The sequence below is a fragment of the Paraburkholderia fungorum genome, assembly GCF_003610895.1.
GTDB classification, from domain to species: Bacteria; Pseudomonadota; Gammaproteobacteria; order Burkholderiales; family Burkholderiaceae; genus Paraburkholderia; species Paraburkholderia fungorum_B.
In genome coordinates this window covers 90755-113400 of sequence record NZ_MCAS01000023.1, presented here as the reverse complement: position 1 = coordinate 113400, position 22646 = coordinate 90755, and the positions used below count along the sequence as shown (strand labels likewise).

Below are 22646 nucleotides of genomic sequence, written 5' to 3'. Positions count from 1 at the left end.
ACGCAAAGGAACAAGCGGCCCCGCCAGCAGTGACACTGGCGGGGCCGCCTGTTCGATCATTCACCGATCCGCGCGATTGCGCAAGTTTTTTGTCTATGCCAGAGCGCGCTCGACGTTGCGATCGAGCGCGAATCGGCCGTGAACCCGAACCCGGGACAGGTTCACTTCACCTTGGACTTATCGAGCTTCTTGCCGGTTGCCGCGTTGTACCGCTCGACATATTCCTCGATCAGCTTGCGCATCGCGCGTCCGATCTGCCGGTAGTCCGACTCGTTCAGATTCGCGAGCGACACCCGTCCCGACGGATGCTGCGTCCCGAAGCCGCGTCCCGGCAACAGCACCACGCGCGCCTCACGTGCGAGGCGGAACAGCAACTCGGTCGGTTCCGTGTTCTTCAGCAGCCAATCGACGAACTCTCGCCCAAACATGCGCTCGCCGAGAAACTCGATGTCCAGAATCGTGTAGTAGTCGACCTGGTTCGGATCGTTGTCCTCGAACGAAATGCCGACCTCCTCGTACAGCGCCTGCTTGCGCTTGCGGATCAGGCGCTTCAGCGCGTTCTTGTACGCGTCGGGCGTATCCATCAGCGAGAACAGCGAGAACAACACCATCTGCACCTGCTGCGGCGTGGACAGGCCCGCCGTGTGATTCAACGCGACAGTGCGGCTGTCGGCCACCAGGCGATCGATGAACTTGAGCTTGTCCGGTTCGGTCGTGATCGATTCATAACGCTCATGCAACTGTTTCTTCGCTTCTTTCGGCAACTCGCCGATCAGCTTGTCGAGCACGTTCTCGCGATGTGTCGCGATAACGCCAAGACGCCAGCCGGTCGCACCGAAGTACTTCGAGTAGGAGTACACGAGAATCGTGTTCTTCGGGCACAGCGCGAACAGCGAGACGAAATCGTCGGCGAAAGTTCCGTACACGTCGTCGGTCAACAGAATCAGGTCGGGCCTTTCCTTGACGATGTCGGCGATATATTGAAGGCTCGCGTCGTCCATCTTCACCGAAGGCGGGTTGCTCGGGTTCACGAGGAAGAACGCCTTCACCTTCGGATCACGCAGTTTGTCGAGTTCCTTCTTCGAGTACTGCCAGCCATTGCTCACGTCGGCCTCGAGATTCACGACGTTCAGCTGATAGTCGTTCAGGCGCGGAATCTCAATGTACGGCGTGAAAATCGGCAATCCGAGTGCAATCGTGTCGCCCGGTTTGATCAGGTGGTTCTCGCGCATCGTGTTGAAGATGTACGTCATCGCCGCCGTGCCGCCTTCCACCGCGAACACGTCGAACTCGCCGACAAACGGATGCTGGCCGATCATCTCCTTTCGCAGATACTGCCCGACGATCAGTTCGGACAACCTGAGCATTCGGTCGGGCACCGGATAGTTCGACGCGAGAATGCCCTCGCACATTTCATAGAGAAAGTCGCCCGCGGAGAGTCCCAACTGATCGCGCACATACGACACCGCGCCGCGCAGAAAGTCGATGCCGGGCACGCCCTTGTTCTCGCGCAGGAACAGATCGAAGCGCTCGGTGAGCCCCTCGCGGCGCGGGAAACCGCCGACGCCTTCGGGCATGTAGGCAAACGAACGCTCCGACTCGCGCATCGCAAAGAGACCGAGTTGCCAGAAGCCGTGGCGCGGAATCGTCGCGAGGAAATTCGGATTGCCGCGGCCGGCATTGAGCATCGATGCATTGGCGGCACGCTCTACCGCGCCGCCGCCTGCCGCCTTGATCAGTTCGTCCTTGAGTTCGAACGGGCTGAGCGCCGCGAGTCCAGCTTGAGCCATATCGCCTTGTTTCTTGCCGCTTTTCTCTTTTGCCATGATGCGTTCTCCAATGTGCAAGTGAATGACGCCGGTATCGCGTGACAGATCGTTCAGTTGACCGCCGGCGTAACAGAGATCGATGAATGGGTGCGCTAAACCAGGTTAAACCAGCCCGACCACGAGCGGTCCGAGCAACGTCAACGCGACGTTCGCAATTGCATAGGTAATCGCGAACGGCACGGTCGGCACGGCGCTTTCCGCCTTGTCGAGCACGCCGCCGAACGCCGGATTGGCGCTGCGTGAGCCCGACAGTGCGCCGGCCAGAATCGCCGCGTTTTTGTAGCCGAGCACGTAGCGGCCGAACAGCATCGTCAGGAGCAGCGGGAACAAGGTGACGAACACGCCGAGCAGGAAGATCGTCATACCGCTCTGCTTGACCGTCACGACCGCCTGCAAGCCGGAGTTCAGGCCCACCACCGCAACGAAGGCCGCGAGACCAAAGTCCTTCAGCAACTGCGAAGCCGCCGTCGGCATCGCGCCGAACATCGGATGCTTGCCGCGCATCCAGCCGAACAGCAGACCAGCCAGCAGACAGCCGCCACCGGAGCCCAGCGTGAGCGGAATACCGGCCACGTTGACGACGATCAGCCCGATCAGCAAGCCGAGCACAAGGCCGACGCCCATATAGATAAAGTCGGTCTTGTTGCTGTACGGCAACTCATAACCAGCAGCATCGACGGCGCGCTTGGTGTCTTTCGGCGAACCGTAGAAAGTGATCACGTCGCCGTGTTCGAGCTTCGTTTCAGGCAGAATCGGCAGCGGCTGGCCAGCACGCGACGCGCTCTGGATAAAGACACCGTGGCGCAAGTCGCGGTCGACGACTTCGCGCGCGGCGGCGATCGTCGTGTGATTCATGCCTTTGCGCGTGAACACGCCTTGGCGCGTCTGCATCACAACGCCAATGTCGTCGACGTTGGCGATCTCGTTGCCGTTCGCGCCGAAGGCGACCACCGCTTCGCGGCGGCCCACCACCAGCACTTCGTCGTTGAGCTGCAAGGTCAGATCAGGCGTCGGATCCAGATTCTTGCCGTCACGCTTGATGCGCTCGACCGTCAACATATCCTGATGCAGGGTCTCGACGGCCTTGACCGTTTTCCCCGCGCTGACATCGATCCGGTACGCACGCCCCACCAGTTCGGGCAATGCACTCACCTGCCCCGCGCCGAGTGACGGCGCGCCCGAAGACAGCTCACGCTCCGCGTCGATTGAGGCCTCGCGCAAGCCTTGCCCCATGAACTTCGGCAAGATGTTCACGCAGACGATAATCGCGCCGAGCGAGCCGAACACATAGGTCACGGCATATGCGATGGCCACATCCGATTGCAGCGACTTGACCTGATCGGCAGGCAAACCGAGACGAGCGATTGCATCGCCCGCCGTGCCGATAATCGCCGACTGCGTCAGCGCGCCGCCCGCGAGCCCGGCAGCCAGGCCCTTGTTCAAATGGAACAGCTTCGCGCAAACCACCACGGTAATCAGCGCGGAGACGGCGAGAAACACCGCCATGGCGATTTCGCGCAGCGTCTTGCGGTTCAGGGAGTTGAAGAAGCCCGGCCCCGAGTCGTAGCCGACCGCGTAAATGAATACGGCGAACATCACCGATTTCACGCCGTTGTCGATCGTCACACCCGCCTGACTGATCACGACCGCAGCCAGCAACGAACCGCCCACGCCGCCTAACTGGAATTTGCCGAAGTTGATCTGCCCGATGAAGTAACCGGCTGCAAGCGACAAAAACAGCGCGATCTCAGGTGATTTCTGAAAAATGTGATGTAGCCAGTCCATCGTGCCCTCGCTAGATAGTTTGAGATACTGAGTACTGGGTACTGCATGTGCAGACGGACATCACGGCATCCGCATGCGGTCGACTGCGCGCCACGCCGCGCGCAGTCCATCTGCCCGCTTAGCCGAACTTCCCGGCAAGGCCGACTACGACCGGCCCCATTAACGGCAGCAGAATGTTCGAGAGCGCATAGGTGATCGTGTAACCGATCACGGGCGTCGAATTGCCGGTCACGCCGACCAGCGCGCTGATCGCCGGCGTACTGCATTGCTGACCGGCAATAGCGCCGAGCAGCATGGGCGCTTCGAGCTTGAGAAACACGCGGCCGATCCAGAGCGACAGCAAACCGGGCACGAGCACCATCAGAATGCCGGCGACCGGCAGCGCCAGACCATATTCGCGCACCAGCTTGATGGCGTCGGGGCCGGCCGACAGTCCGACGGCGGCAATGAAAGTGGCAAGGCCGAAGTCCTTGAGAATTTGCGCGGCAGCCGAGGGCAAAGAACCGACCAGCGGATAGCGCGAACGGATCCAGCCGAACAGGAGGCCCGAGAGCAGGCAGCCACCGCCTGTGCCGAGTGCGATCGACACCCCGCCGATGCGTCCGCCAAGATGGCCGATCGCCATGCCGGCCAGCACGCCCAGGCCCAGATAGATGAAATCTGTTTTCTGGGTCGCGGCGAGGACATAACCCAGATGCCGCGCGCCGCGCTCTACGTCGGCCTTCGCGCCCACCAGCGTCAGCACGTCGCCGCGATTGAGTTCGGTGCCGGGCAGCGCGGGCACCGTGGTTTCGAGCCGCGTGACGGCCGCGATATAGACGCCGCGGCCCTCTTCCGGCTTCGCCCGTTCGCGCACCTGCGCGACCGTCAGGCCCTCTGCTTCACGACGCGTCAGCACGACGTCGAGTTGCTCCGCGACGAGTTGGCCGAACCCGGCATCCGCCACTTCTTCGCCGAGGCTGGCGCTCGCGGCCACGATCGCCTCGCGCCGCCCCGCCACCAGAATCACGTCGTCGGCGGCCAGCACCAGTTGCGGCTCGGCCGCCATCTCGGCGCCATTACGCCGAACCCGCTCGACGGTGAGGTTAAAGCCGTACGTCTGTTCGAATGCATAGACCGTGCCGCCGGCCGCCGCGCCGACCCGGAACGCGCGGCCAACCAATGCCGGCGCCGCGGCACGCTGACCCTCGCCGAAGGCGCCGTCGCCGCCGAGCTTGTGCCACACGCGCTCGGCTTCTTCGCGCAGATTGACGCGCAGCAGCAGCGGCGCGAACTGGCTGGTGAACAGAACGATGGTGATCAGACCGAACAGGTAGCTCACGCTGTACGCGGTCACAATGTTGGCCTGCAAGCGCAATGTTTCCGCATCGCTGAAGCCGAGCTTGGCGATCGCCTCCGAAGCGGTGCCGATCACGGCCGACTCCGTCGCGGCGCCGGCCAGCAAGCCGGCCGCCGTGCCGGCGTCGAGCCGCATCACGAGAACCGCGATCATGATCAGCACGAGGACCGACACGATCTCGACCACCGACAGCAAGCCATAGCGCCACCCCCTGCCGATGTTGGCAAAGAACTGCGGGCCGCCGGTGAAACCCAGCGCGAAGATGAACAGCGCGAAGGCGATGTTCTTCAGATCGGGGGCCAGCCGCGCACCCGTCTGCCCCAGCAGCAAGGCCACGATCAGGGTGCCGCAGACACCCCCGAGCTGAATTGGCCCCACGCGAAACGACCCGATGAAGTACCCGATTGCAAGACTTGCGAACAGCGCGATCTCCGGTTGAGATCTCAGCAATTCACCGATCATGTTGGCTCGCCGATTTACGGTTTATTAGCAGAAAGTTGAAGAATCTCTCTCTGGGATTTGCAGCGAATTTCATCCGGGCCGTCATGCCCCGGAAATGACGCATCCGGCATAACCGGATTCCGGCGAATAGAAAATTTATGGCAATGGCATGACGCTCTTGGCGTCAAAAAAGACATGCCGCAATGCAGCGACGATAGCGAAAGGTTTTACGGTAAGCTCGACAGTCACTCTTTCCTCGCGAAGTTTAGCCAATGTCCAGAAACAAACATAGTCTACCGATGGCCGATTTTCAGCACGATATCTTCGCGCTTTTTTGGGATTGCTTTTTTAATAAATATTGTAGTTCTGCAGCGCTGTCAATATGATTTTCAATTGCCGCCGCTTTCGCTTCGCAAAAGATGATCTTTAGTAAAGTGGAAATGATTTCAGAACGTGCATCACACGCGGCGCCCATTACGCTATAGGGCCGATATACTGACCTGCCCGTATGCCGCGCAGTGAGTCCCGCAGTGAGTCTATTTGCCGCGCCGGCATGCATCCTTCGGAGCCATTCATGCGCATGATTTTGTTCAGCAGCCGCCAATACGACAGCGACACGTTCGCCGAGGCCAACGGCACGCATCGCTATGAACTGCACTTCCAGGAATCGCATCTCGATGTCGAAACGGCGATCCTCGCGCGGGGCTATGAAGTGGTCTGCCCATTCGTCAACGACAACGTCAACGCCCACGTCCTGGAACGTCTCCATGCCGGTGGCACGCGCATGATCGCGCTGCGCTCGGCGGGCTTCAATCACGTCGATCTGACCGCAGCCGAGCGTCTCGGCATAACGGTTGCGCGGGTGCCGGCCTACTCGCCGCACGCGGTCGCTGAACATGCGGTTGGCCTGATTCTCGCGTTGAACCGGCGTTTGCCGCGTGCGGTCGCCCGGACCCGTGAAGGCGATTTCTCGCTGCACGGGCTGCTCGGCTTCGATCTGCACGGCAAGACGGCGGGCGTGATCGGCACCGGCATGATCGGCCGCGTGTTCGGCCGCATCATGGCGGGCTTCGGCATGCAGGTGCTGGCCCATGATCCCGGCACGCCCGCCGAAGATCTGCTCGCACTCGGCGCGCGCTATGTGCCGCTCGACACGCTGCTGGCCGAGAGCGACGTGGTCAGCCTGCATTGTCCGCTGGTGCCTGACACGTACCATCTGATCGACGGGCCTGCGCTCGCGAAAATGAAGCGTGGCGCGATGCTGATCAATACCGGGCGCGGTGGACTTGTCGAAAGCAATGCTCTGATCGGCGCGCTGAAAGATGGCCAGCTCGGCCATCTCGGCCTCGACGTGTACGAGGAAGAAGGCGGCCTCTTTTTCGAGGACCATTCGAACCTGCCGCTGCAGGACGACGTGCTGGCACGTCTCCTGATGTTCCCGAACGTGATCGTCACCGCGCACCAGGCGTTCTTCACGCGCGAGGCGATGAACGAGATCGCGCAGACCACGCTCGATAACGTCGCGGCATGGCAGGCCGGCACGCCGCGCAATGTCGTGCAGGCGCGCAGTTAGGCGCCGCCGCCATCCAACGTAGTCGGACGAATCGCCGTGCGGGCGTCGTCCGCTGCGCCGCAGATCTCGCGCAGCAGGGCCGCTTCGCGCTCGTGCACTTCCACCGGGAACCAGCGCGCGCCCGCATCCACCAGATAGCGCGCGCGGTGCTGCCCGTTGCGAAACGCCACCACGCCTTCGCGCTCGAGACCGAACCAGCCCAGCAGACCCGGCGCGCGACGCGTCGAGATCGTCACGTACGGCATCTGCGGAATGCGCGGATTGTCCGGATCGAGAAACTCGCGAATGCCACGCACCTTGCCCGCATGCCATTCGGCGACCGGCTTCAGCACGTAATCGGTGTCGTCGCGATCCGCGCATTCCAGCAGCTTGCGCGCATCGACCATGACCACCTGATGGCGCGTGCCGTCAGTCACGAAGACGCGTTTCAGACGCACATGGTCGTACCATTGATGGTCATGCAGAGGCACGGTCCAGACCGTCTCGGCACAGGGCGGCACGGTTGCGGGCGATGAATTGGACAAGGGCAAAGGCAGGCTCGATAAGCTAGCTAAAAACCGCCAGCGCGTTAAAAGAGCGCTAACGCTACGAGCCGATTGTGAAAGATGCATGACAACCAGCGGTATTAGTCGCAGCGCATGAGCACACTGCATGAGCGGCCGGACGCAAAGCCCCACGGAGACAACGATGATAACGACGCAACATTTGAACGAACACGTGCGCATCGAAGCCAACGACGACACCGGCATCGCCACCATCGTGCTCCAACGCCCCGCGCGGCGCAATGCCGTTGATCGACCTACGGCGGAAGCGCTCAGCGCCGCTTTCCTCCGCTTCGAAGCGGAACCGGCATGGCGCGCGGCCGTGCTGTTCGGTGCGGGCGGCACGTTCTGCGCGGGCGCGGATCTCACCGCGCTCGCCGACGAGACCCGCCGCAACGAACTGCACGCCGATGGCAGCGGACCCGGCCCGATGGGACCGACGCGCATGAGCTTCAGCAAGCCGGTGATCGCGGCGATTGCCGGTTACGCAGTCGCGGGCGGTCTCGAACTGGCCGCGATGTGCGATCTGCGCGTGGTCGAAGAAGATGCGGTACTCGGCGTGTTCTGCCGGCGCGTCGGGATTCCGCTGATCGATGGCGGCACGATCCGCTTGCCGCGCCTGATCGGGCTGTCGCGCGCGCTCGATCTGATTCTGACGGGCCGCGCGGTAGAGGCACAGGAAGCGCTCGCCTTGGGACTTGCCAACCGCGTCGTGCGCAAGGGCGAGGCCCGCGCGGCGGCCGAGCAGTTGGCCGCTGAACTGGCGGCCTTTCCGCAGGCCGCGCTGCTCGCGGACCGTCGCTCAGCGTTGGAAAACAGCCCGCTCGAGGATCTCGCCCTCGCGCTGCAACGCGAAGGCGCCGGCGGCTATCAGGCGATATTCGACGAGGGTGTGGCAGGCGCCGCGCGTTTCGCCGAAGGCGCCGGCCGTCACGGCAACACTTTCAAGTCAGACGAAAGCACGCCATAAACAGGCTCACGCCGCCGGCCAGTTCGAGCACCAGGCGCATTTCAAATGTGTACCCAAAGGTGGCTTTCAGAAAAACAACAATTAGCTTGACGCTGAGCAAGGCGGTTTTGACTTAGGTAGAATCCCCTACTGTTTTCCCCTTGCCAGGCGCATGCGTTCTCGCCCCGAAAAATGCGCGCCTGCCGCGCGACGCTTCCCGTCGCGCCGATTCACGCTCCGTCACCATGCCTTTACCCCTGCTCGCTCTCGCCGTTGCCGCTTTTGGAATCGGTACCACTGAATTCGTGATCATGGGGCTGCTGCCCGATGTCGCCCGCGACCTGTCCGTGTCGATTCCCGCGGCCGGCATGCTGGTGTCGGCTTATGCGCTCGGCGTCACCATCGGCGCGCCGATCGTCGCGATCGCCGTGGCCAACATGCCGCGCAAGAAGGCGCTGATGAGCCTGATCGGCGTGTTTATCGTCGGCAATCTGTTGTGCGCGATCGCACCGGGCTACGCGGTGCTGATGGCCGCGCGCATCGTCACGGCGTTCTGCCATGGCGCGTTCTTCGGCATCGGTTCGGTGGTCGCGGCGGGTCTCGTCGCGCCGAATCGCCGCGCGCAGGCCATTGCGCTGATGTTCACCGGCTTGACGCTCGCCAACGTGCTCGGCGTGCCTCTGGGCACCGCGCTCGGTCAGGCGGTGGGCTGGCGCGCGACCTTCTGGGCGGTCACCGGTATCGGCATTCTCGCCGCGCTCGCGCTCGCGGTTTGCCTGCCGGCCAGGATCGAGATGCACAAGGCCAGCCTCGTGCATGAATTCAGCGTGCTGAAAAACCCGCAAGTGCTGATGGTGCTCGGCATCAGCGTGCTCGCGTCGGCCAGCCTGTTTTCCACCTTCACCTACATCACCCCGATTCTCGAAGACGTGAGCGGTTTCACCCCGCATGCGGTCACGTTCGTGCTGTTGCTGTTCGGCCTCGGCCTGACGGTGGGCAGCACGCTCGGCGGCAAGCTCGCGGACTGGCGGCTGATGCCCTCGCTGGTCGCGTTTCTGCTGGCGATCGTCGTGATCCTGACCATTTTCGCCGGCACCATGCACGCGCAGATCCCGGCCATGATCACGATTTTCGTGTGGGGCATTCTGGCCTTCGCGATCGTGCCGCCGCTGCAAATGCTGATTGTCGACCGCGCGAGCCATGCGCCCAATCTGGCGTCGACGCTGAATCAAGGCGCGTTCAACCTCGGCAACGCAACCGGCGCGTGGCTCGGCGGCATGGCGATCGGCGCCGGTGCGCCGCTCACCACGCTGCCGTGGGTCGGCGTGGCGACCTCGGTCGGCGCGCTCGTGCTGACACTGTGGTCGGTGTCGATCGACCGGCGCGCGCAACGGATGGCCGTCGCCGGGTAAGCTCGAAACGCGCCGCGATCGCTGAAAAAGCAACGGCTGACTCTCCGAACGCGGCGCTCGTCTGCGTTCATCCTGATTCCATCCAATCTGCATACGGGTGCGAATGACCCGCAGCCGTAGTAGCATCTCGGCCGATGAAAGTCATCTTCACTCGCGATTTCCTCGCGCTGATCCTGAGTGTTGCCGTAGTCGGACTCGGCAGCGGCGCCACGCTGCCGCTCACCGCCCTCGCGCTCACACAAGCGGGCTACGGTACCGACGTGGTCGGCCTGCTGACCGCCGCGCAGGCAGGCGGTGGCCTGATGGTCGTGCCGGTAGCGGCCTGGGTTGCGGCACGCTTCGGCGGGCGCCCCGTGATCGTCGGCGCGGTGCTGGTGGTTGCGCTCGCCACCGCGCTGATGCAGTTCACCTCGAACCTGTGGCTATGGGCGGTGTTGCGCGTGCTCTGCGGCGCGGCGCTGATGCTGCTCTTCACGATCAGCGAAGCATGGGTCAACCAGCTCGCCGACGACGCCACGCGCGGCCGCGTTATCGCAATCTATGCGACCAACTTCACGCTGTTCCAGATGTCGGGTCCGGTGCTGGTGAGCCAGATCGCCGACCACCCGCACTGGCGCTTCCTGATTTGCGGCGCGATCTTCCTGCTGGCTTTGCCGGCGCTCGCCAGCATTCGCAAGACGCCGCAAGCATCCGAGGATGAACACGCGGCGCACGGCAGCTGGCGCCACGTGTTGCCGCAGATGCCGGCACTCGTGATCGGCACGGGCTTTTTCGCGCTATTCGACACAATCGCGCTGTCGCTGCTGCCGCTCTTCGCGATGGCGCACGGCATTACGAGCGAGGTGGCCGTGCTGTTCGCGTCGGCCCTGCTGCTCGGCGACACGACCATGCAGTTTCCGATCGGCTGGCTCGCCGACCGGCTCGGCCGCGAACGCGTGCATATCGGCTGCGGCGTGATCGTCGTGGTACTGCTGCCGTTTCTGCCGTGGGCGATGACATCGCCGTGGTTGTGCTGGCCGCTGCTTTATGTGCTCGGCGCGACTGCCGGGGCGATCTATACGCTGTCGCTTGTCGCGTGCGGTCAGCGGTTTCGTGGTGTCGCGCTGGTGTCGGCGAGTTCTCTCGTGGGGGCGTCGTGGAGCGCCGCCAGTTTCGGTGGGCCGTTGGTGGCTGGCGCGCTGATGAAGGGCGTCGGCAACGATGCGATGGTCGGTGTGCTGCTGGTTGCCGCGCTTGCGTTTCTTGTTGCTGCCTGGTGGGAAAGGCGGCGGGCGCCGGTGCGGGTTGTTGGTTCGTGAGTCTTTTTTGGTGTCGCTTGCTGCGGTGGCCTTTCCTTGTTTTGTTAGTGGTCTATTAGTGTTGCCCCTGTGCGGGGCGGCACTTACTTTCTTTGCCGCCGCAAAGAAAGATAAGCAAAGAAAGCGGCTTCACACCGCCAGCTCATAAGCGGGTCCCCCGCACAGTTGCGGTAGTGGTGCATCTGGAATCCGTGTTCTCGCACACTCCGCGTTAGCGACACAGGGCTCATCCGCTCCCACTCCGCACTGCGTGCGTCGCGGATGGGTCTGCATGGGAAACCAGGCGTCCCGTTTGCGGCTCGTCGGGATCCATCTCCTTGTCTTGGCGAGATGTCCTGGCCGAACCTCCAATTTGACGCCGTGCCGTGACGTGACGATATGAAAATGGGGAAGCTATCATGGCTTCCCCGTTTTCTGCCTGGCGGCGCGCTTCGCTGGCGCCGTTACTTCTGCTCGTTACTTCTGCGCCGGCAAAATCACCCCAACGCACGTGCCGAAGCCCACGCGGTACCCATCGCCCTGGCACCATCCAGCCAGCGTCAGTTCGTCGCCGTCTTCGATAAATCCGCGTGTACCGCCTTCCTTCAACTCCAGCGGATTCTTGCCGTTCCACGTGGACTCGAGCAGGCTGCCGCACGAGTCGGCGCTCGGGCCGCTGATCGTGCCCGAACCCATCAGGTCCCCAACCCGCGCATTGCAGCCCGATACCGTGTGATGCGCGAGCTGTTGGGCCATCGTCCAGTACATGTACTTGAAGTTGGTCCGCGAGATCGTGGTGGCCTGCGTGGCCGTTTGCGGGCGTAGCGTCACTTCCAGCGAAATGTCGAACGCGTGCTTGCCGTCGTGACGCAAGTACGCCAGCGGTTGCGGCTCCTGTGCGGGCTGCTCGACGCGGAACGGTTCGAGCGCGTCGAGCGTCACGATCCACGGCGAGATGGTGGTCGCGAACCCCTTGGAGTTGAACGGGCCAAGCGGCACGTATTCCCATTGCTGAATATCGCGCGCGCTCCAGTCGTTCAGCAGCACCATGCCGAAGATATGCGCCTCGGCATCGGCACAGGCGATCGGCTCGCCCAGCACATTGCCGCTGCCGATCACGAAGCCCGTCTCCAGTTCGATATCCAGCTTGCGGCATGCGCCGAACACCGGACGCTCCTGATCCGGCAGCTTCAGCTGGCCGTTAGGACGCCGCACCGGCGTGCCGCTCACCACCACCGACGATGCGCGTCCGTTGTAACCGATCGGCATCTCCGACCAGTTCGGCAACAGCGCATTCTTCGGATCGCGGAACATCGAACCGACGTTCGTCGCGTGCTCCTTCGACGAGTAGAAATCGGTGTAGCCCGGAATCTGCATGGGCAGATGCAGTTGCGCATCGGACTGACGCACGAGTGCTTTCGCACGCAAGGCTGCGTCGTCGCGCAAGGTCGCGGTATCGCGCGCCAACAGAGCGCTCAACTGGATGCGCACGCTGCGCCACGCATCGCGGCCAAGCGAGATGAAATCGTTGAGCGTGTCGCTCGCAAACACAGCTTCCTTCGATACCGTCAGCACGCCCGCCGTTTGCAGCGCCGCCAGATCGACGATCTCGTCGCCAATCGCCACGCCCACGCGGCGCGCGTTATTGCTGTTGTCGCTAAAAATGCCGAACGGCAGGTTCTGGATCGAAAAGTCGTTGGTCGAATCGTTCGCCGATTCGACCCAGCTCTTGCGCGACGGATCGAGCGTCGCCTGAAGATCGCTCAATGCGTTCATCGTTGCTCCGGGTTGAAGTGTTTCTTGAGACCTTGCCAGCACTCGTAGTAATCCGCCTGCAATTGCGCGGTTTCGAGCGCAAAGCGGGTCGGCTTGATCAAGGTGCGCGTTTCGAACATGAAGGCCATCGTGTCGCCGACTTTCTTCGGCGTGGTCGTATCGCTGTGCGAAGCTTTCTCGAAGGTGTCCGCGTCCGGCCCATGACCCGACATGCAGTTGTGCAGACTCGCGCCGCCCGGCACGAAGCCCTCGGCCTTCGCGTCGTACACGCCGTGCACGAGACCCATGAATTCGCTCGCGACGTTGCGATGGAACCATGGCGGGCGGAACGTATCTTCGGCCGCGAGCCAGCGCGGCGGGAAAATCACGAAGTCGATCGTGTCGACACCCGGCGTATCGCTTTGCGATTGCAACACCAGGAAAATCGACGGGTCCGGATGGTCGAAGCTGATCGAGCCGATTGTGTTGAAACGGCGCAGGTCGTATTTGTACGGCGCGTAATTGCCGTGCCACGCGACCACGTCGAGCGGCGAATGACCAATGTCCGCGCGCCACAGATTGCCGTTCATCTTGGCCACGAGTTCAAAGTCGCCTTCGCGATCTTCGTAAGCGGCTTGCGGCGTGAGGAAGTCGCGCGGGTTGGCGAGGCCGTTCGAGCCAATCGGGCCGAGATCCGGCAGACGCAGCAGCGCACCGAAGTTCTCGCAGATATAGCCACGCGCCGCGCCGTCCGGCAGGCTCACCGCGAAGCGCACGCCGCGCGGGATCACCGCGATTTCGAATGGCTCGACATCGAGTTGCCCCATTTCGGTGGCGATATGCAGGCGGCCTTCCTGCGGCACGATCAGCAATTCGCCGTCGGCACTGTAGAAGAAGCGATCCTTCATCGAGCGGTTCGCGGCGTACAGATGGATCGCGCAGCCGTTCATCGCTTCGGCTGAGCCGTTGCCCGCCATCGTCACCCAGCCGTCGACGAAATCGGTCGGCTCGGTGGGCATCGGCAACGCATCCCAGCGCAACTGGTTCGGCGGCGTTGGCGGCACCTCGGCGAAGTTGGCGACGAGCCGGTCCGAGGGCAATATCGTGAACGGCTTGTGCACCGCCGCCGGACGAATCCGGTAGAGCCACGAACGGCGGTTATGCCCGCGCGGCGCAGTGAAAGCGGTACCCGACAGTTGCTCGGCATACAGGCCGTAGGCGGCGCGTTGCGGCGAATTGCGGCCTTCAGGCAGCGCGCCCGGCAAGGCCTCCGTGGCGAATTCATTCGCGAATCCCGACTGGTAGCCCGGCTCGATTTCGAGCCGCGAACTGGCGGTATTCGGCGTGCGGGTTTGAGTATCCATGCAAGGTTCTCCGTTGATACTTGATCTGTCTGTCTCAGGCCACCTGCTGCCCGGATGGGCGGTCTCGTTGCCGCGTCGCCGCAGCCAACGCGATCACCAGCAAGGCGGAGCACAGCACGGGCACAGCGGCTGCATGAAACAGCGATTCGTTCGACCAGCTCAGCGCAATCAGCTGTCCGCCGACCAGCGGCCCGATCACCGACCCGATGCGCCCGATGCCGAGGCTCCAGCCGATGCCGGTGGAGCGCAGCGTGGTCGGGTAAAAATGGCCCGCTAGCGCGTTGACCGCCGGCTGTCCACCGACCACGCAGAAGCCGCCAGCAAATACGACAATCAGCAGCCACGGCAACGCGTGCGCTACCGTGCCAATCGTGCCGACTGCCAGCGCCGCGCCCGCAAAACAGACGAACAGCACGCGCACGAAACCAAAACGCTCGATGAACCAGCCGAGCAGCAAGGTGCCGACCACGCCGCCCGTCTGCAGCACCGTCCCGACGATCACCGCCATGCCCGGCGAATAGCCGGCATCGCGCATCACGGTGGGCAGCCAGTTCGACAGGAAGTAAAGATCGATCAGGTTCATGAAACTAATCGCCCACAGAATCAGCGTGACAGGACCACGGCCCGCACGGAACAGTTCGGCGACAGGCGCGCCGCCGTTGCCCGGCTCACGCACGACGACGCGCGTGTTCGCATCGATCGGCAGTGCAGGGTCAAACTTCGCGAGCCACTGCAACGCACGATCGCTGCGCCCTTTGAGGACGAGAAATTGCAGCGATTCCGGCAATGCCGCCAGCATCGCAAACGCAAGCACCAGAGGCACCGCGCCGCCCACCCAGAACACCGCGCGCCAGCCGTAGGCAGGAATCAGCGCAGCGCTGATAAAACCACCTAACGCCGCCCCCAGCGTGAAGCCGCACGACACTAGCATCATGCGCTTGACGCGATGCGCCGGGGCGGCGAACTCGCCGACCAGCGCCATAGCGTTCGGCATGATGCAGCCAAGCCCGAGCCCGGTGATGAAGCGCAGCGCAATCAAGGCAGGGATCGTCGCAACGAAGGGCGTGGCCAGCATAGACAGTGCGAAGAAGAATGTCGCGCCGATCAGAACCGGACGCCGGCCAATGCGGTCAGCCAGCACCGACAGCCCCAAGGCACCCAGCAACATGCCAAACAGACTGGCGCTGAACACGGGGCCGAGCGCTGCCTTCGCGACATGCCATTCACCGATCACGCTCGGTGCGACGTAGCCCATCGCTTGCGCGTCGAAGCCGTCGATCACGAGACACAGCGCGCATAGCGCGAGCAGCAGCAGCTGGAATGACGGGCGATGCGTTTCGCCGAGCACACGCTCGACTTCGATGACATTGGCGGCGGCCGCGGCCGGTTTGGCGCTCATTGGGTCGTCCCCTCTTCCTGACTGGATTATCGGATCGCGGCGCAGGCTTCACGTGGCCGGGAGACGCAAATGCAAGCTCCCTCGCCGTCTCGCCGCAATTTACGTATGGTAAAACTAATTACGTATAGTGAAATTAACGTATACCCTGGACGCGCCCCGCGAAAATCGCGGCAGCCCATAAGGACGGGCGTCCGGCCGATAACGTTATAAGCATTTTGTTCAAGTGCGCGCGGCGCGGACTGCTACCATCAATGGATGCGGCAACCGAGTCGCGTTGCCGGGCGCCGAGTGCGCACCTATCTCTATCCTTTCGCCTAAATGATTCCGCCGACCATCCCCAATCTGATTGCCCGCGCCGCCGAGCACCCATTTCTCGGCGAACATCTGGTGATGGGAACGGGCGTGCACAGCGAGATTGCGTTGGCCCGGTTTGACGACTTCGAGCTCGCCAGCGCCTACGAGCCGATCTTCGATATCAGCGTGCATGCGTTGGCGCAGTCGCTGACATCGGGTGCGGAGGGCGTCGATCGTTTCGGCGATGAACTCGGGTTTCAGGCGGTCACGCAACGTCTCGACGGCGAACCCTTCGATGTCTTCGATCCCTTCGACCGGGTCGCGGACGATCAGGAACTGGTCGCGCTCGACCGCATGTCACGCGCGCTGCACGCGATCAATTTCTTCGGCGCGCAGCGCCACGGGTTGCTATTTCTGCGCGTGCACGAGCGCCTCCTCAAGAGCGTCAAGTACGACCACGGACGGCATTTCTCGAGCGTGCTGGTGTCGTTCGGACTGAATCCGTCACGCGTGGTTATCGAGTTGCCGGCGGCAGCGGTCGCGCATAAGACATTCCTCGGCTATCTGACCACGAGCTATCAGCGCTACGGCTTCAAGGTGGCGGGGAATCTGTCGAACGCGGGGCAGATTCTGTCGGTGTCGGAAACGGCGCGGCTCGACTTCATCAAGATGGATGCGGCAATCGCGTTGCGCGACGCGATGGTGAAGCCGCTAGTCGGCTACGCGAGCCGCTTGCGGATTCCACTGATCTTCAATCGGGTGATCGATGAGCCGCAGTTCCTCGCGCTGCAGCAGTACGACGTGCGCTTTGTGCAAGGGCCATTGTTCACCGCGCACTATCATGACCGGGCGGTGTGACCCGGTTCGGCGGGGTTCGCCTGGATCCGTTTGAGTTCGTTTGGATTCGCTTGAATTAGCCCGGATCTGAGGTCTCAGCGCTTCAACCGGTATCCCCGAGGCGGCGCGCCAATGCCTTCAGGCGCGGCGCCACGGTTTCCCGAAACACCTCCTCCCCCATCGACGAAGCCGGCCCGCTGCAACTCAGCACCAGCCAACGGCCTTCGCGTGGTTCGCGAAACGGTACCGCGACCGCGTTCACGTCGTCATGCCACGCGCGAAACGAATAGCAGCACCGCTCCCGCGCGAAGGTTTCGATTTCCTTTTCGGCATCCGCCAGCAATGCAGCGCCCTCTTTGCCGGCCGCCTTCTTAAGCTCGGCGAGCAACGCGATGCGCGCGTCCAGCGGCTGTACCGCCAGATACGCGCGCCCCATCGAGCTCGTCAGCATCGACAGCTTCGAACCGGAGGCCAGTCCGAGTGTCAGCGCGGTTTCGCTGCGGATCGTCTCCAGATAAATCATGTCGAGACCGTCGCGGCACCCGAGCGACACCGCCGCACCCACTTCGCGCGCGAAGGTACGCATGTGCGGGCGCGCGAGCTCAAGCGTATCGGTGCCCGAAAGCAGCGCGAAACCCAGCGACAGCACACCGGCGTCGAGCGCATATTTACCCAGGATCTCGTCGAACCGCAGATAGCCGAGCGTGGTCAGCGTGTAGGTCAACCGATTAACGGTTGCCTTCGGCAAACCCGTGCGTTCGACGAAATCGCGATTTCCGAGCATCGTGTCGCCCGGCTTGAACGCGCGCAGCAAGTCCAGCCCGCGTGCAAGGGCGACGACAAACTTTCGCTCGTCGAGCGGTTCAGCGGGAGTGGATGTGGGCGGCATGTGGTGATACACTCGGTCGTGGTTTGCAAAACATTGTTCCGCATAGCGGAACTTAAGTCAAGCATAGACACGTTTTATTCAAGCTAGGAATCAGGAGATACGTCATGGCAGAGGCCGCGCAGTTCCACTGGGAAGACCCGTTGCTGCTGGATCAGCAGCTCACTGAAGACGAACGTATGGTGCGCGACGCCGCCGCCGCTTACGCGCAGGACAAGCTGCAGCCGCGCGTACTCGAAGCGTTCCGTCACGAGAAGACCGACGTCGAAATCTTCCGCGAAATGGGCGAACTCGGCCTGCTCGGCCCGACGATTCCTGAGCAATACGGCGGCCCCGGCCTGAACTACGTGGCGTACGGTCTGATCGCGCGGGAGGTGGAGCGCGTCGATTCCGGCTACCGGTCGATGATGTCGGTACAGTCCTCGCTTGTCATGGTGCCGATCTACGAGTTCGGCTCGGAAGCACAAAAGCAGAAGTACCTGCCGAAGCTCGTCACCGGCGAATGGATCGGCTGCTTCGGCCTGACCGAGCCCAACCACGGCTCTGATCCGGGCAGCATGATCACGCGGGCGAAAAAGGTCGACGGCGGCTATTCGCTGTCGGGCTCGAAGATGTGGATCACCAATTCGCCGATCGCCGATGTGTTCGTCGTGTGGGCGAAGCTCGAGGAAAACGGCAAGGACTCGATTCGCGGCTTCATTCTCGAGAAAGGGTGGAAGGGGCTGTCGGCGCCGACCATCCATAGCAAGGTGGGCCTGCGTGCTTCGATCACCGGCGAGATCGTGCTCGACGACGTGTTCGTGCCGGAAGAAAACCGCTTCCCCGAAGTCAGCGGCTTGCGCGGTCCCTTCACGTGTCTGAACTCGGCGCGCTACGGGATTGCCTGGGGCGCGCTCGGTGCGGCTGAAGCATGCTGGCACACGGCGCGTCAATACGTGCTCGATCGCAAACAGTTCGGCCGGCCGCTCGCCGCGAACCAGCTGATCCAGAAAAAACTCGCCGACATGCAAACCGAAATCACGCTCGGCCTGCAAGGCGTTTTGCGTCTTGGCCGTATGAAAGACGAAGGTACGGCTGCCGTCGAAATTACGTCGATCATGAAACGCAATTCGTGCGGCAAGGCGCTGGACATTGCGCGGCTCGCGCGCGACATGCTCGGTGGCAACGGTATCTCGGACGAGTTCGGCATTGCGCGGCACCTGGTGAATCTGGAAGTCGTGAACACCTATGAAGGCACGCACGACATTCACGCGCTGATCCTTGGGCGCGCGCAAACGGGGATTCAGGCGTTTTTCTGATGCACTGATTGCCTTGATGGCCGGGTTTCGCGGTTTCGTCCCGGCTTTCGTCCTGGCCGCAAGACGGAAAATCGACAAGTAGAAAAGAAAAGGCCGGTTCCTGTGAACCGGCCTTTTTTCGTTGCGGCGCCGCGCTGGGGCTAACGGCGCGCTTCGTCACGCATCAGCCGCTTACTTGTTCGGCTGCGGCGTCAGACGCAAATACGGGCGCAGCGCCTTGTATCCCTTCGGGAATTTCTGCTTGATGACTTCTTCATCTTTCAACGACGGCACGATCACTACATCGTCGCCCTGCTTCCAGTTGCCGGGTGTGGCGACCGAGTGGTAGTCGGTGAGTTGCAGCGAGTCGATCACGCGCAGCACTTCGTCGAAGTTGCGGCCGGTGCTCGCCGGATACGTAATGATCAAACGCACCTTCTTGTTCGGATCGATCACGAACAGCGAGCGGACCGTGAACGTTTCACTGGCGTTCGGGTGGATCATGTCGTACAGCTGGGAGACCTTGCGGTCGCCGTCGGCGAGAATCGGGAAACCGACATTGGCGGCTTGCGTCTCGTTGATGTCCTTGATCCATTCCTTGTGCGACTCGGCGCTGTCGACCGACAACGCAATCGTCTTGACATTGCGCTTCTCGAATTCACCGGCCAGATTGGCCGTCAAGCCCAGCTCGGTCGTGCAGACTGGCGTGAAATCGGCGGGATGCGAGAACAGCACGCCCCAACTATCGCCCAACCACTCGTGGAACTTGATGCGGCCAACACTCGACTCCTGCTCGAAATCCGGTGCGATATCGCCAAGACGTAGACTCATAGTGCAACTCCTTGATTGTGTTTGGACATTGAGCGCGCATTCGCCGGCGACGCCATGCCAATGCGCCGCCAGCTAAAACGCCCGCCGCAAAATTACAGCATACGGGAGTGACGGTACACAGCTAACGAACATCGCGTCACTACTTTATGCGTTTTTGTAATTTTCACCGATTTAGTGGAAACTTTGCGGGACAGATCAACTCCATCTTAGGCAAACTTTGCTGCACGGCGCTGCAAAGAGGAAGTTTTAAAGCTTTGCTTCAACCAGGAACGGTTCGTGCGTTCGTTTTCACGAATCGAGCACTGCGCTCGCCAGCGGCCGTTTCTTTGGTTACGATTCACGCGTGGCGTGAGACGAAGGGAGCTGTCAATGTCGGAAGTCAACAAGGAGAGATTGATGTCGGATATCAAAACCGTCCTCGCGGACGCTGAAGATTTGCTGAAACAGGCCGCGAGCGCCACCGGCGAGCGCGCTTCGGAACTGCGTGAAACGGCGCTTACGCGCCTGAAGCAGGCTAAGGAAAAGGCGGCTGACGTACAGGTCGTAGTGGTCGAGAAAGGCAAGAAGGCCGCACGCGCCACCGACGATTACGTGCACGAGCATCCGTGGGCATCCATCGGCATCGCCGCAGGCGCCGGCGTGCTGCTCGGGCTGCTGATCAACCGCAAGTAACACTGCTCGCGCTGGCGACGCTGCCGGGACGCATCGCGTCCGGCACACCAGCGAATCAAGTTGACCGGCGCATGTCTGGCCGGTCCGCTTCTCCTGGCGCGCTCGTTTTCGCGCCAGTTTGACCTTCACGCGCAACGCCCACAGCCATGACGATCGAAACACAATCGCAGCACGGCGAACATAGTCCGTTGCGCCGTATCATCGGATCCGTGTTTGCCATTTTGCAAACGCGGCTTGAACTGGTCGGCATCGAGCTCGCCGAAGAAAAAGATCGTCTGATCGGTGTGCTGTTCCTCGGCCTCGCCGCCATGATGCTTGCGACGATGGCGCTGATCGCATTGACGGCGCTGATCGCGATCGCGTTCTGGGACACCTACCGGTGGCAAGCGCTCGCCAGCATCACGGCGGTTTATGCCATCGCTGGACTAGTCTGTGCACTGAAAGCGCGCAGTGGTTTGCGCAATGCCCCAATGGTGTTCGAAGCCACCCTTGCCGAGTTCGAAAAAGACCGCGACCTGTTCCGCAAACCTTAACGCAGCAGGCCTAGTGGGTTAATGAGCGCGCCTCAACCTCCCTGCACCTTTTTGCGGATACTTTGCGGACAACTCGAGCGATTTGCAGCACCGCTTTACCGCCCTACTTCCACTGCAGCCGACACGCCATGAGCCAATCCCATTCCGACACCGCATTTCGCAACAAACGCTACCAGGCCAAAGATCTGAGCGCGCCGCATCTGCGAGCGCTGCGCAAGGAATTGCTGCTGGTGCGCGCGGATGTCGAGCGCATGGAACTCGCCCAGGCAACCATTGAACTACGGCAGGCCGTCACGCACTTCAGCTGGCTCAAATTCATTGTGCCGGGCTTCGGCGGCTTGCGCGTGGGCAGCGGATCGAAGACGGGCCTGCTCAACGCGGGGAGCATCGGCGCGCTTCTCAAACAGTACCCACTCATCAGTTCGATCGCTTCGCTGTTGTTGGCCAAGCCGCTGCGCGCAACTCTTGTCGCGAGCGCAAAGCCGGCGCTCAAATGGGGCGGCCTGGCGCTTGCCGCCTGGGAAGCGTACCGAATCTGGCAGCAGATGAAGAGCGATTCCGCCACATCTACCGACACCAATGAAGGAGCTGCCGATAGCGGTTATTGAGGCGCGGCAGAGACGAGGCATAAACAGGACCTGGCTGCGTGCCATTGCGTTTCGATTTCCTGGCCGGCTCGTTCCCCGCTGATGCTCCCTAGCTCGTATTCCAGCACTCGCCGCTCGCCGGCACTGTACCGCTCGCGCCGCTTCTATTGCCTCGCAACCCTGTCGCGTCAAGCGTGAAGGTGCCGCAAACATCGTCGCGCATCGGACCGATGTCGGTCGGCGCCGCTTCTACCGAATAGCCACCGTTTGCGTCGTCCGCCGGCAGCACCTGCAGCCGGTAGATTGGCGGCCCGAATTGCGGCGCCTGATCCAGACCCGGCGGCAATGTCGCGCCGCCATCGCTTGCTGCTCGCTCGACGAATTGCGCAGCTCGATAAAGCGCGGATGCAGCATCGATCCTGTGTGTTCGCGCGACATGACTCCGGTAGGAAGGCACCGCAAAGACGACCAGCGTGGCGGCTATTGCCATTGCGATCATCAGTTCCAGTAGCGTAAATGCGGATGCGTGCTGCCTCGTCATGAAGGTCCCGTCAAAATGGGCGCGCCGCGACGCGACGCCAATGGCGCTCGATCTGCTCGCCTGCGATGACGAGTTCCATCTGCAGCCACACCTGCGACTCTTCCGTCCGGCCGAAGCCACGCGAAGTCAGTAAATAGGCGCGGGCATCGACGCGCGCGCCCAGACGCCATGCTTCGATCAAACATTGCGGCGCACGCAGCGATCCGGGCCATTGCGCGACCGGCGCAACAGCGCCGGCTTCAAAGGCGGCTTCGTGCTTCCATTGCATCGGTTCGCCGGGCGAGAGCGACGCAGCGGGCTTCGGGTCGAAACCTGCCCCGGCGACCACACTCCGGGCGCATAAGGTCAGCGCCGAATCCGCGGCATGAAATGCCTGCAAGTAGTCGCGCACATTGCTGGCGCCGCGCGTCGCCGCCAACGATGCTTCGAACCAGGCCGCGGATGTGGTCAACATCATCGCGGAAATCATCAGGACGATCGGCAGGACCGTACCGCGAATGCGAATGCGTGATCTGCGACTGGC

At 62.3% G+C, this 22646-nt stretch carries 20 protein-coding genes; 9 read left to right on the top strand and 11 right to left on the bottom strand.

From position 1 onward, the window contains the following. Nucleotides 1–161: 161 nt before the first annotated feature. From BCY88_RS21330 to aspT (BCY88_RS21320), 3 genes are all read right to left on the bottom strand, one after another. Entirely contained in the window at nucleotides 162–1826 is a 1665-nt protein-coding gene (locus BCY88_RS21330) for a bifunctional aspartate transaminase/aspartate 4-decarboxylase (protein ID WP_120346164.1), read from the bottom strand. 105 nt (nucleotides 1827–1931) lie between these two features. Beyond that, a complete protein-coding gene (gene aspT, locus BCY88_RS21325; RefSeq protein ID WP_120346163.1) occupies nucleotides 1932–3614 on the bottom strand; it encodes an aspartate-alanine antiporter in 1683 nt (560 codons plus the stop codon). A gap of 118 nt (nucleotides 3615–3732) precedes the next feature. Further along, nucleotides 3733–5415 (bottom strand): aspartate-alanine antiporter, encoded by a 1683-nt coding sequence (gene aspT / locus BCY88_RS21320; protein WP_120346162.1) that lies wholly within the window; start codon nucleotides 5413–5415, stop codon nucleotides 3733–3735. A 553-nt stretch (nucleotides 5416–5968) separates the two neighbouring features. Here aspT (BCY88_RS21320) and BCY88_RS21315 point away from each other — a divergent pair. Further along, nucleotides 5969–6967 (top strand): 2-hydroxyacid dehydrogenase, encoded by a 999-nt coding sequence (locus tag BCY88_RS21315; protein ID WP_120346161.1) that lies wholly within the window; start codon nucleotides 5969–5971, stop codon nucleotides 6965–6967. Here the strand turns inward: BCY88_RS21315 and BCY88_RS21310 are convergent. Then, a complete protein-coding gene (locus tag BCY88_RS21310; protein WP_120346160.1) occupies nucleotides 6964–7578 on the bottom strand; it encodes a plasmid fertility inhibition factor family protein in 615 nt (204 codons plus the stop codon). The genes BCY88_RS21315 and BCY88_RS21310 overlap by 4 nt on opposite strands. Before the next feature lie 76 nt (nucleotides 7579–7654). Between BCY88_RS21310 and BCY88_RS21305 the strand changes: the two genes are divergently transcribed. The 3 genes from BCY88_RS21305 (at nucleotide 7655) to BCY88_RS21295 (ending at nucleotide 11168) form a co-directional block, all read left to right on the top strand. Next, nucleotides 7655–8479 (top strand): crotonase/enoyl-CoA hydratase family protein, encoded by an 825-nt coding sequence (locus BCY88_RS21305; protein WP_120346159.1) that lies wholly within the window; start codon nucleotides 7655–7657, stop codon nucleotides 8477–8479. Nucleotides 8480–8703: 224 nt separating this feature from the next. Continuing rightward, the gene (locus BCY88_RS21300; protein ID WP_120346158.1) at nucleotides 8704–9870 is read left to right on the top strand and encodes an MFS transporter; all 1167 of its coding nucleotides are present in this window, start codon (nucleotides 8704–8706) and stop codon (nucleotides 9868–9870) included. Nucleotides 9871–10004: 134 nt separating this feature from the next. Continuing rightward, a complete protein-coding gene (locus tag BCY88_RS21295; protein ID WP_120346157.1) occupies nucleotides 10005–11168 on the top strand; it encodes an MFS transporter in 1164 nt (387 codons plus the stop codon). Nucleotides 11169–11624: 456 nt separating this feature from the next. On the opposite strand, the gene fahA is transcribed toward BCY88_RS21295, so the two are convergent. From fahA to BCY88_RS21280, 3 genes are read right to left on the bottom strand one after another with little or no spacing between them, the layout of a single operon-like run. Then, entirely contained in the window at nucleotides 11625–12923 is a 1299-nt protein-coding gene (fahA, locus tag BCY88_RS21290) for a fumarylacetoacetase (protein WP_120346156.1), read from the bottom strand. Beyond that, nucleotides 12920–14266 carry a homogentisate 1,2-dioxygenase gene (gene hmgA / locus BCY88_RS21285; protein WP_120346155.1) on the bottom strand — a complete coding sequence of 449 codons (1347 nt, stop codon included), beginning with the start codon at nucleotides 14264–14266 and terminating at the stop codon, nucleotides 12920–12922. Before hmgA ends, fahA begins: the two co-directional genes overlap by 4 nt. A gap of 34 nt (nucleotides 14267–14300) precedes the next feature. Then, nucleotides 14301–15665: an MFS transporter gene (locus tag BCY88_RS21280; RefSeq protein WP_120346154.1), complete on the bottom strand. Its 1365-nt coding sequence runs from the start codon at nucleotides 15663–15665 to the stop codon at nucleotides 14301–14303. Nucleotides 15666–15983: 318 nt separating this feature from the next. Between BCY88_RS21280 and BCY88_RS21275 the strand changes: the two genes are divergently transcribed. Further along, nucleotides 15984–16817: an EAL domain-containing protein gene (locus BCY88_RS21275; protein ID WP_120346153.1), complete on the top strand. Its 834-nt coding sequence runs from the start codon at nucleotides 15984–15986 to the stop codon at nucleotides 16815–16817. 82 nt (nucleotides 16818–16899) lie between these two features. Here the strand turns inward: BCY88_RS21275 and BCY88_RS21270 are convergent, their stop codons facing one another. After that, nucleotides 16900–17685 (bottom strand): IclR family transcriptional regulator, encoded by a 786-nt coding sequence (locus BCY88_RS21270; RefSeq protein ID WP_120346152.1) that lies wholly within the window; start codon nucleotides 17683–17685, stop codon nucleotides 16900–16902. A gap of 104 nt (nucleotides 17686–17789) precedes the next feature. On the opposite strand from BCY88_RS21270, the gene BCY88_RS21265 reads away from it, so the two are divergent. Next, nucleotides 17790–18980, top strand: coding sequence for an acyl-CoA dehydrogenase (locus BCY88_RS21265; RefSeq protein ID WP_120346151.1), 1191 nt, complete (start codon nucleotides 17790–17792; stop codon nucleotides 18978–18980). 171 nt (nucleotides 18981–19151) lie between these two features. Here the strand turns inward: BCY88_RS21265 and BCY88_RS21260 are convergent, their stop codons facing one another. After that, on the bottom strand, nucleotides 19152–19790 hold the full coding sequence (locus BCY88_RS21260) for a peroxiredoxin (RefSeq protein ID WP_120346150.1): 639 nt from the start codon (nucleotides 19788–19790) through the stop codon (nucleotides 19152–19154). A 369-nt stretch (nucleotides 19791–20159) separates the two neighbouring features. Here BCY88_RS21260 and BCY88_RS21255 point away from each other — a divergent pair, with 369 nt between their 5' ends. The 3 genes from BCY88_RS21255 (at nucleotide 20160) to BCY88_RS21245 (ending at nucleotide 21603) form a co-directional block, all read left to right on the top strand. Then, entirely contained in the window at nucleotides 20160–20462 is a 303-nt protein-coding gene (locus tag BCY88_RS21255) for an ElaB/YgaM/YqjD family protein (protein WP_028198798.1), read from the top strand. Nucleotides 20463–20608: 146 nt separating this feature from the next. Then, nucleotides 20609–20995 (top strand): phage holin family protein, encoded by a 387-nt coding sequence (locus BCY88_RS21250; RefSeq protein WP_120346149.1) that lies wholly within the window; start codon nucleotides 20609–20611, stop codon nucleotides 20993–20995. 128 nt (nucleotides 20996–21123) lie between these two features. After that, a complete protein-coding gene (locus BCY88_RS21245; protein WP_120346148.1) occupies nucleotides 21124–21603 on the top strand; it encodes a DUF3318 domain-containing protein in 480 nt (159 codons plus the stop codon). An 88-nt stretch (nucleotides 21604–21691) separates the two neighbouring features. On the opposite strand, the gene BCY88_RS21240 is transcribed toward BCY88_RS21245, so the two are convergent. Together BCY88_RS21240 and BCY88_RS21235 are read right to left on the bottom strand one after the other, a co-directional pair. After that, nucleotides 21692–22123, bottom strand: coding sequence for a type IV pilin protein (locus BCY88_RS21240; protein WP_120346147.1), 432 nt, complete (start codon nucleotides 22121–22123; stop codon nucleotides 21692–21694). A gap of 10 nt (nucleotides 22124–22133) precedes the next feature. Then, complete coding sequence (locus tag BCY88_RS21235) at nucleotides 22134–22580, bottom strand: pilus assembly PilX family protein (RefSeq protein WP_120346383.1); 447 nt, start codon at nucleotides 22578–22580, stop codon at nucleotides 22134–22136. Nucleotides 22581–22646 lie beyond the last annotated feature (66 nt).

Excerpts from the sequence above, each read along its gene's own strand:
- BCY88_RS21250 (WP_120346149.1), top strand. The coding sequence starts at position 20,609 with ATGACGATCGAAACACAATCGCAGCACGGCGAACATAGTCCGTTGCGC.
- fahA (WP_120346156.1), bottom strand. The coding sequence starts at position 12,923 with ATGAACGCATTGAGCGATCTTCAGGCGACGCTCGATCCGTCGCGCAAG.
- BCY88_RS21315 (WP_120346161.1), top strand. The coding sequence starts at position 5,969 with ATGCGCATGATTTTGTTCAGCAGCCGCCAATACGACAGCGACACGTTC.
- BCY88_RS21255 (WP_028198798.1), top strand. The coding sequence starts at position 20,160 with ATGTCGGAAGTCAACAAGGAGAGATTGATGTCGGATATCAAAACCGTC.
- BCY88_RS21280 (WP_120346154.1), bottom strand. The coding sequence starts at position 15,665 with ATGAGCGCCAAACCGGCCGCGGCCGCCGCCAATGTCATCGAAGTCGAG.
- BCY88_RS21265 (WP_120346151.1), top strand. The coding sequence starts at position 17,790 with ATGGCAGAGGCCGCGCAGTTCCACTGGGAAGACCCGTTGCTGCTGGAT.
- hmgA (WP_120346155.1), bottom strand. The coding sequence starts at position 14,266 with ATGGATACTCAAACCCGCACGCCGAATACCGCCAGTTCGCGGCTCGAA.
- BCY88_RS21300 (WP_120346158.1), top strand. The coding sequence starts at position 8,704 with ATGCCTTTACCCCTGCTCGCTCTCGCCGTTGCCGCTTTTGGAATCGGT.
- BCY88_RS21305 (WP_120346159.1), top strand. The coding sequence starts at position 7,655 with ATGATAACGACGCAACATTTGAACGAACACGTGCGCATCGAAGCCAAC.
- BCY88_RS21295 (WP_120346157.1), top strand. The coding sequence starts at position 10,005 with ATGAAAGTCATCTTCACTCGCGATTTCCTCGCGCTGATCCTGAGTGTT.
- BCY88_RS21240 (WP_120346147.1), bottom strand. The coding sequence starts at position 22,123 with ATGACGAGGCAGCACGCATCCGCATTTACGCTACTGGAACTGATGATC.
- BCY88_RS21260 (WP_120346150.1), bottom strand. The coding sequence starts at position 19,790 with ATGAGTCTACGTCTTGGCGATATCGCACCGGATTTCGAGCAGGAGTCG.
- aspT (WP_120346162.1), bottom strand. The coding sequence starts at position 5,415 with ATGATCGGTGAATTGCTGAGATCTCAACCGGAGATCGCGCTGTTCGCA.
- BCY88_RS21245 (WP_120346148.1), top strand. The coding sequence starts at position 21,124 with ATGAGCCAATCCCATTCCGACACCGCATTTCGCAACAAACGCTACCAG.
- BCY88_RS21235 (WP_120346383.1), bottom strand. The coding sequence starts at position 22,580 with ATGATGTTGACCACATCCGCGGCCTGGTTCGAAGCATCGTTGGCGGCG.
- BCY88_RS21270 (WP_120346152.1), bottom strand. The coding sequence starts at position 17,685 with ATGCCGCCCACATCCACTCCCGCTGAACCGCTCGACGAGCGAAAGTTT.
- BCY88_RS21310 (WP_120346160.1), bottom strand. The coding sequence starts at position 7,578 with ATGCATCTTTCACAATCGGCTCGTAGCGTTAGCGCTCTTTTAACGCGC.
- BCY88_RS21330 (WP_120346164.1), bottom strand. The coding sequence starts at position 1,826 with ATGGCAAAAGAGAAAAGCGGCAAGAAACAAGGCGATATGGCTCAAGCT.
- BCY88_RS21275 (WP_120346153.1), top strand. The coding sequence starts at position 15,984 with ATGATTCCGCCGACCATCCCCAATCTGATTGCCCGCGCCGCCGAGCAC.
- aspT (WP_120346163.1), bottom strand. The coding sequence starts at position 3,614 with ATGGACTGGCTACATCACATTTTTCAGAAATCACCTGAGATCGCGCTG.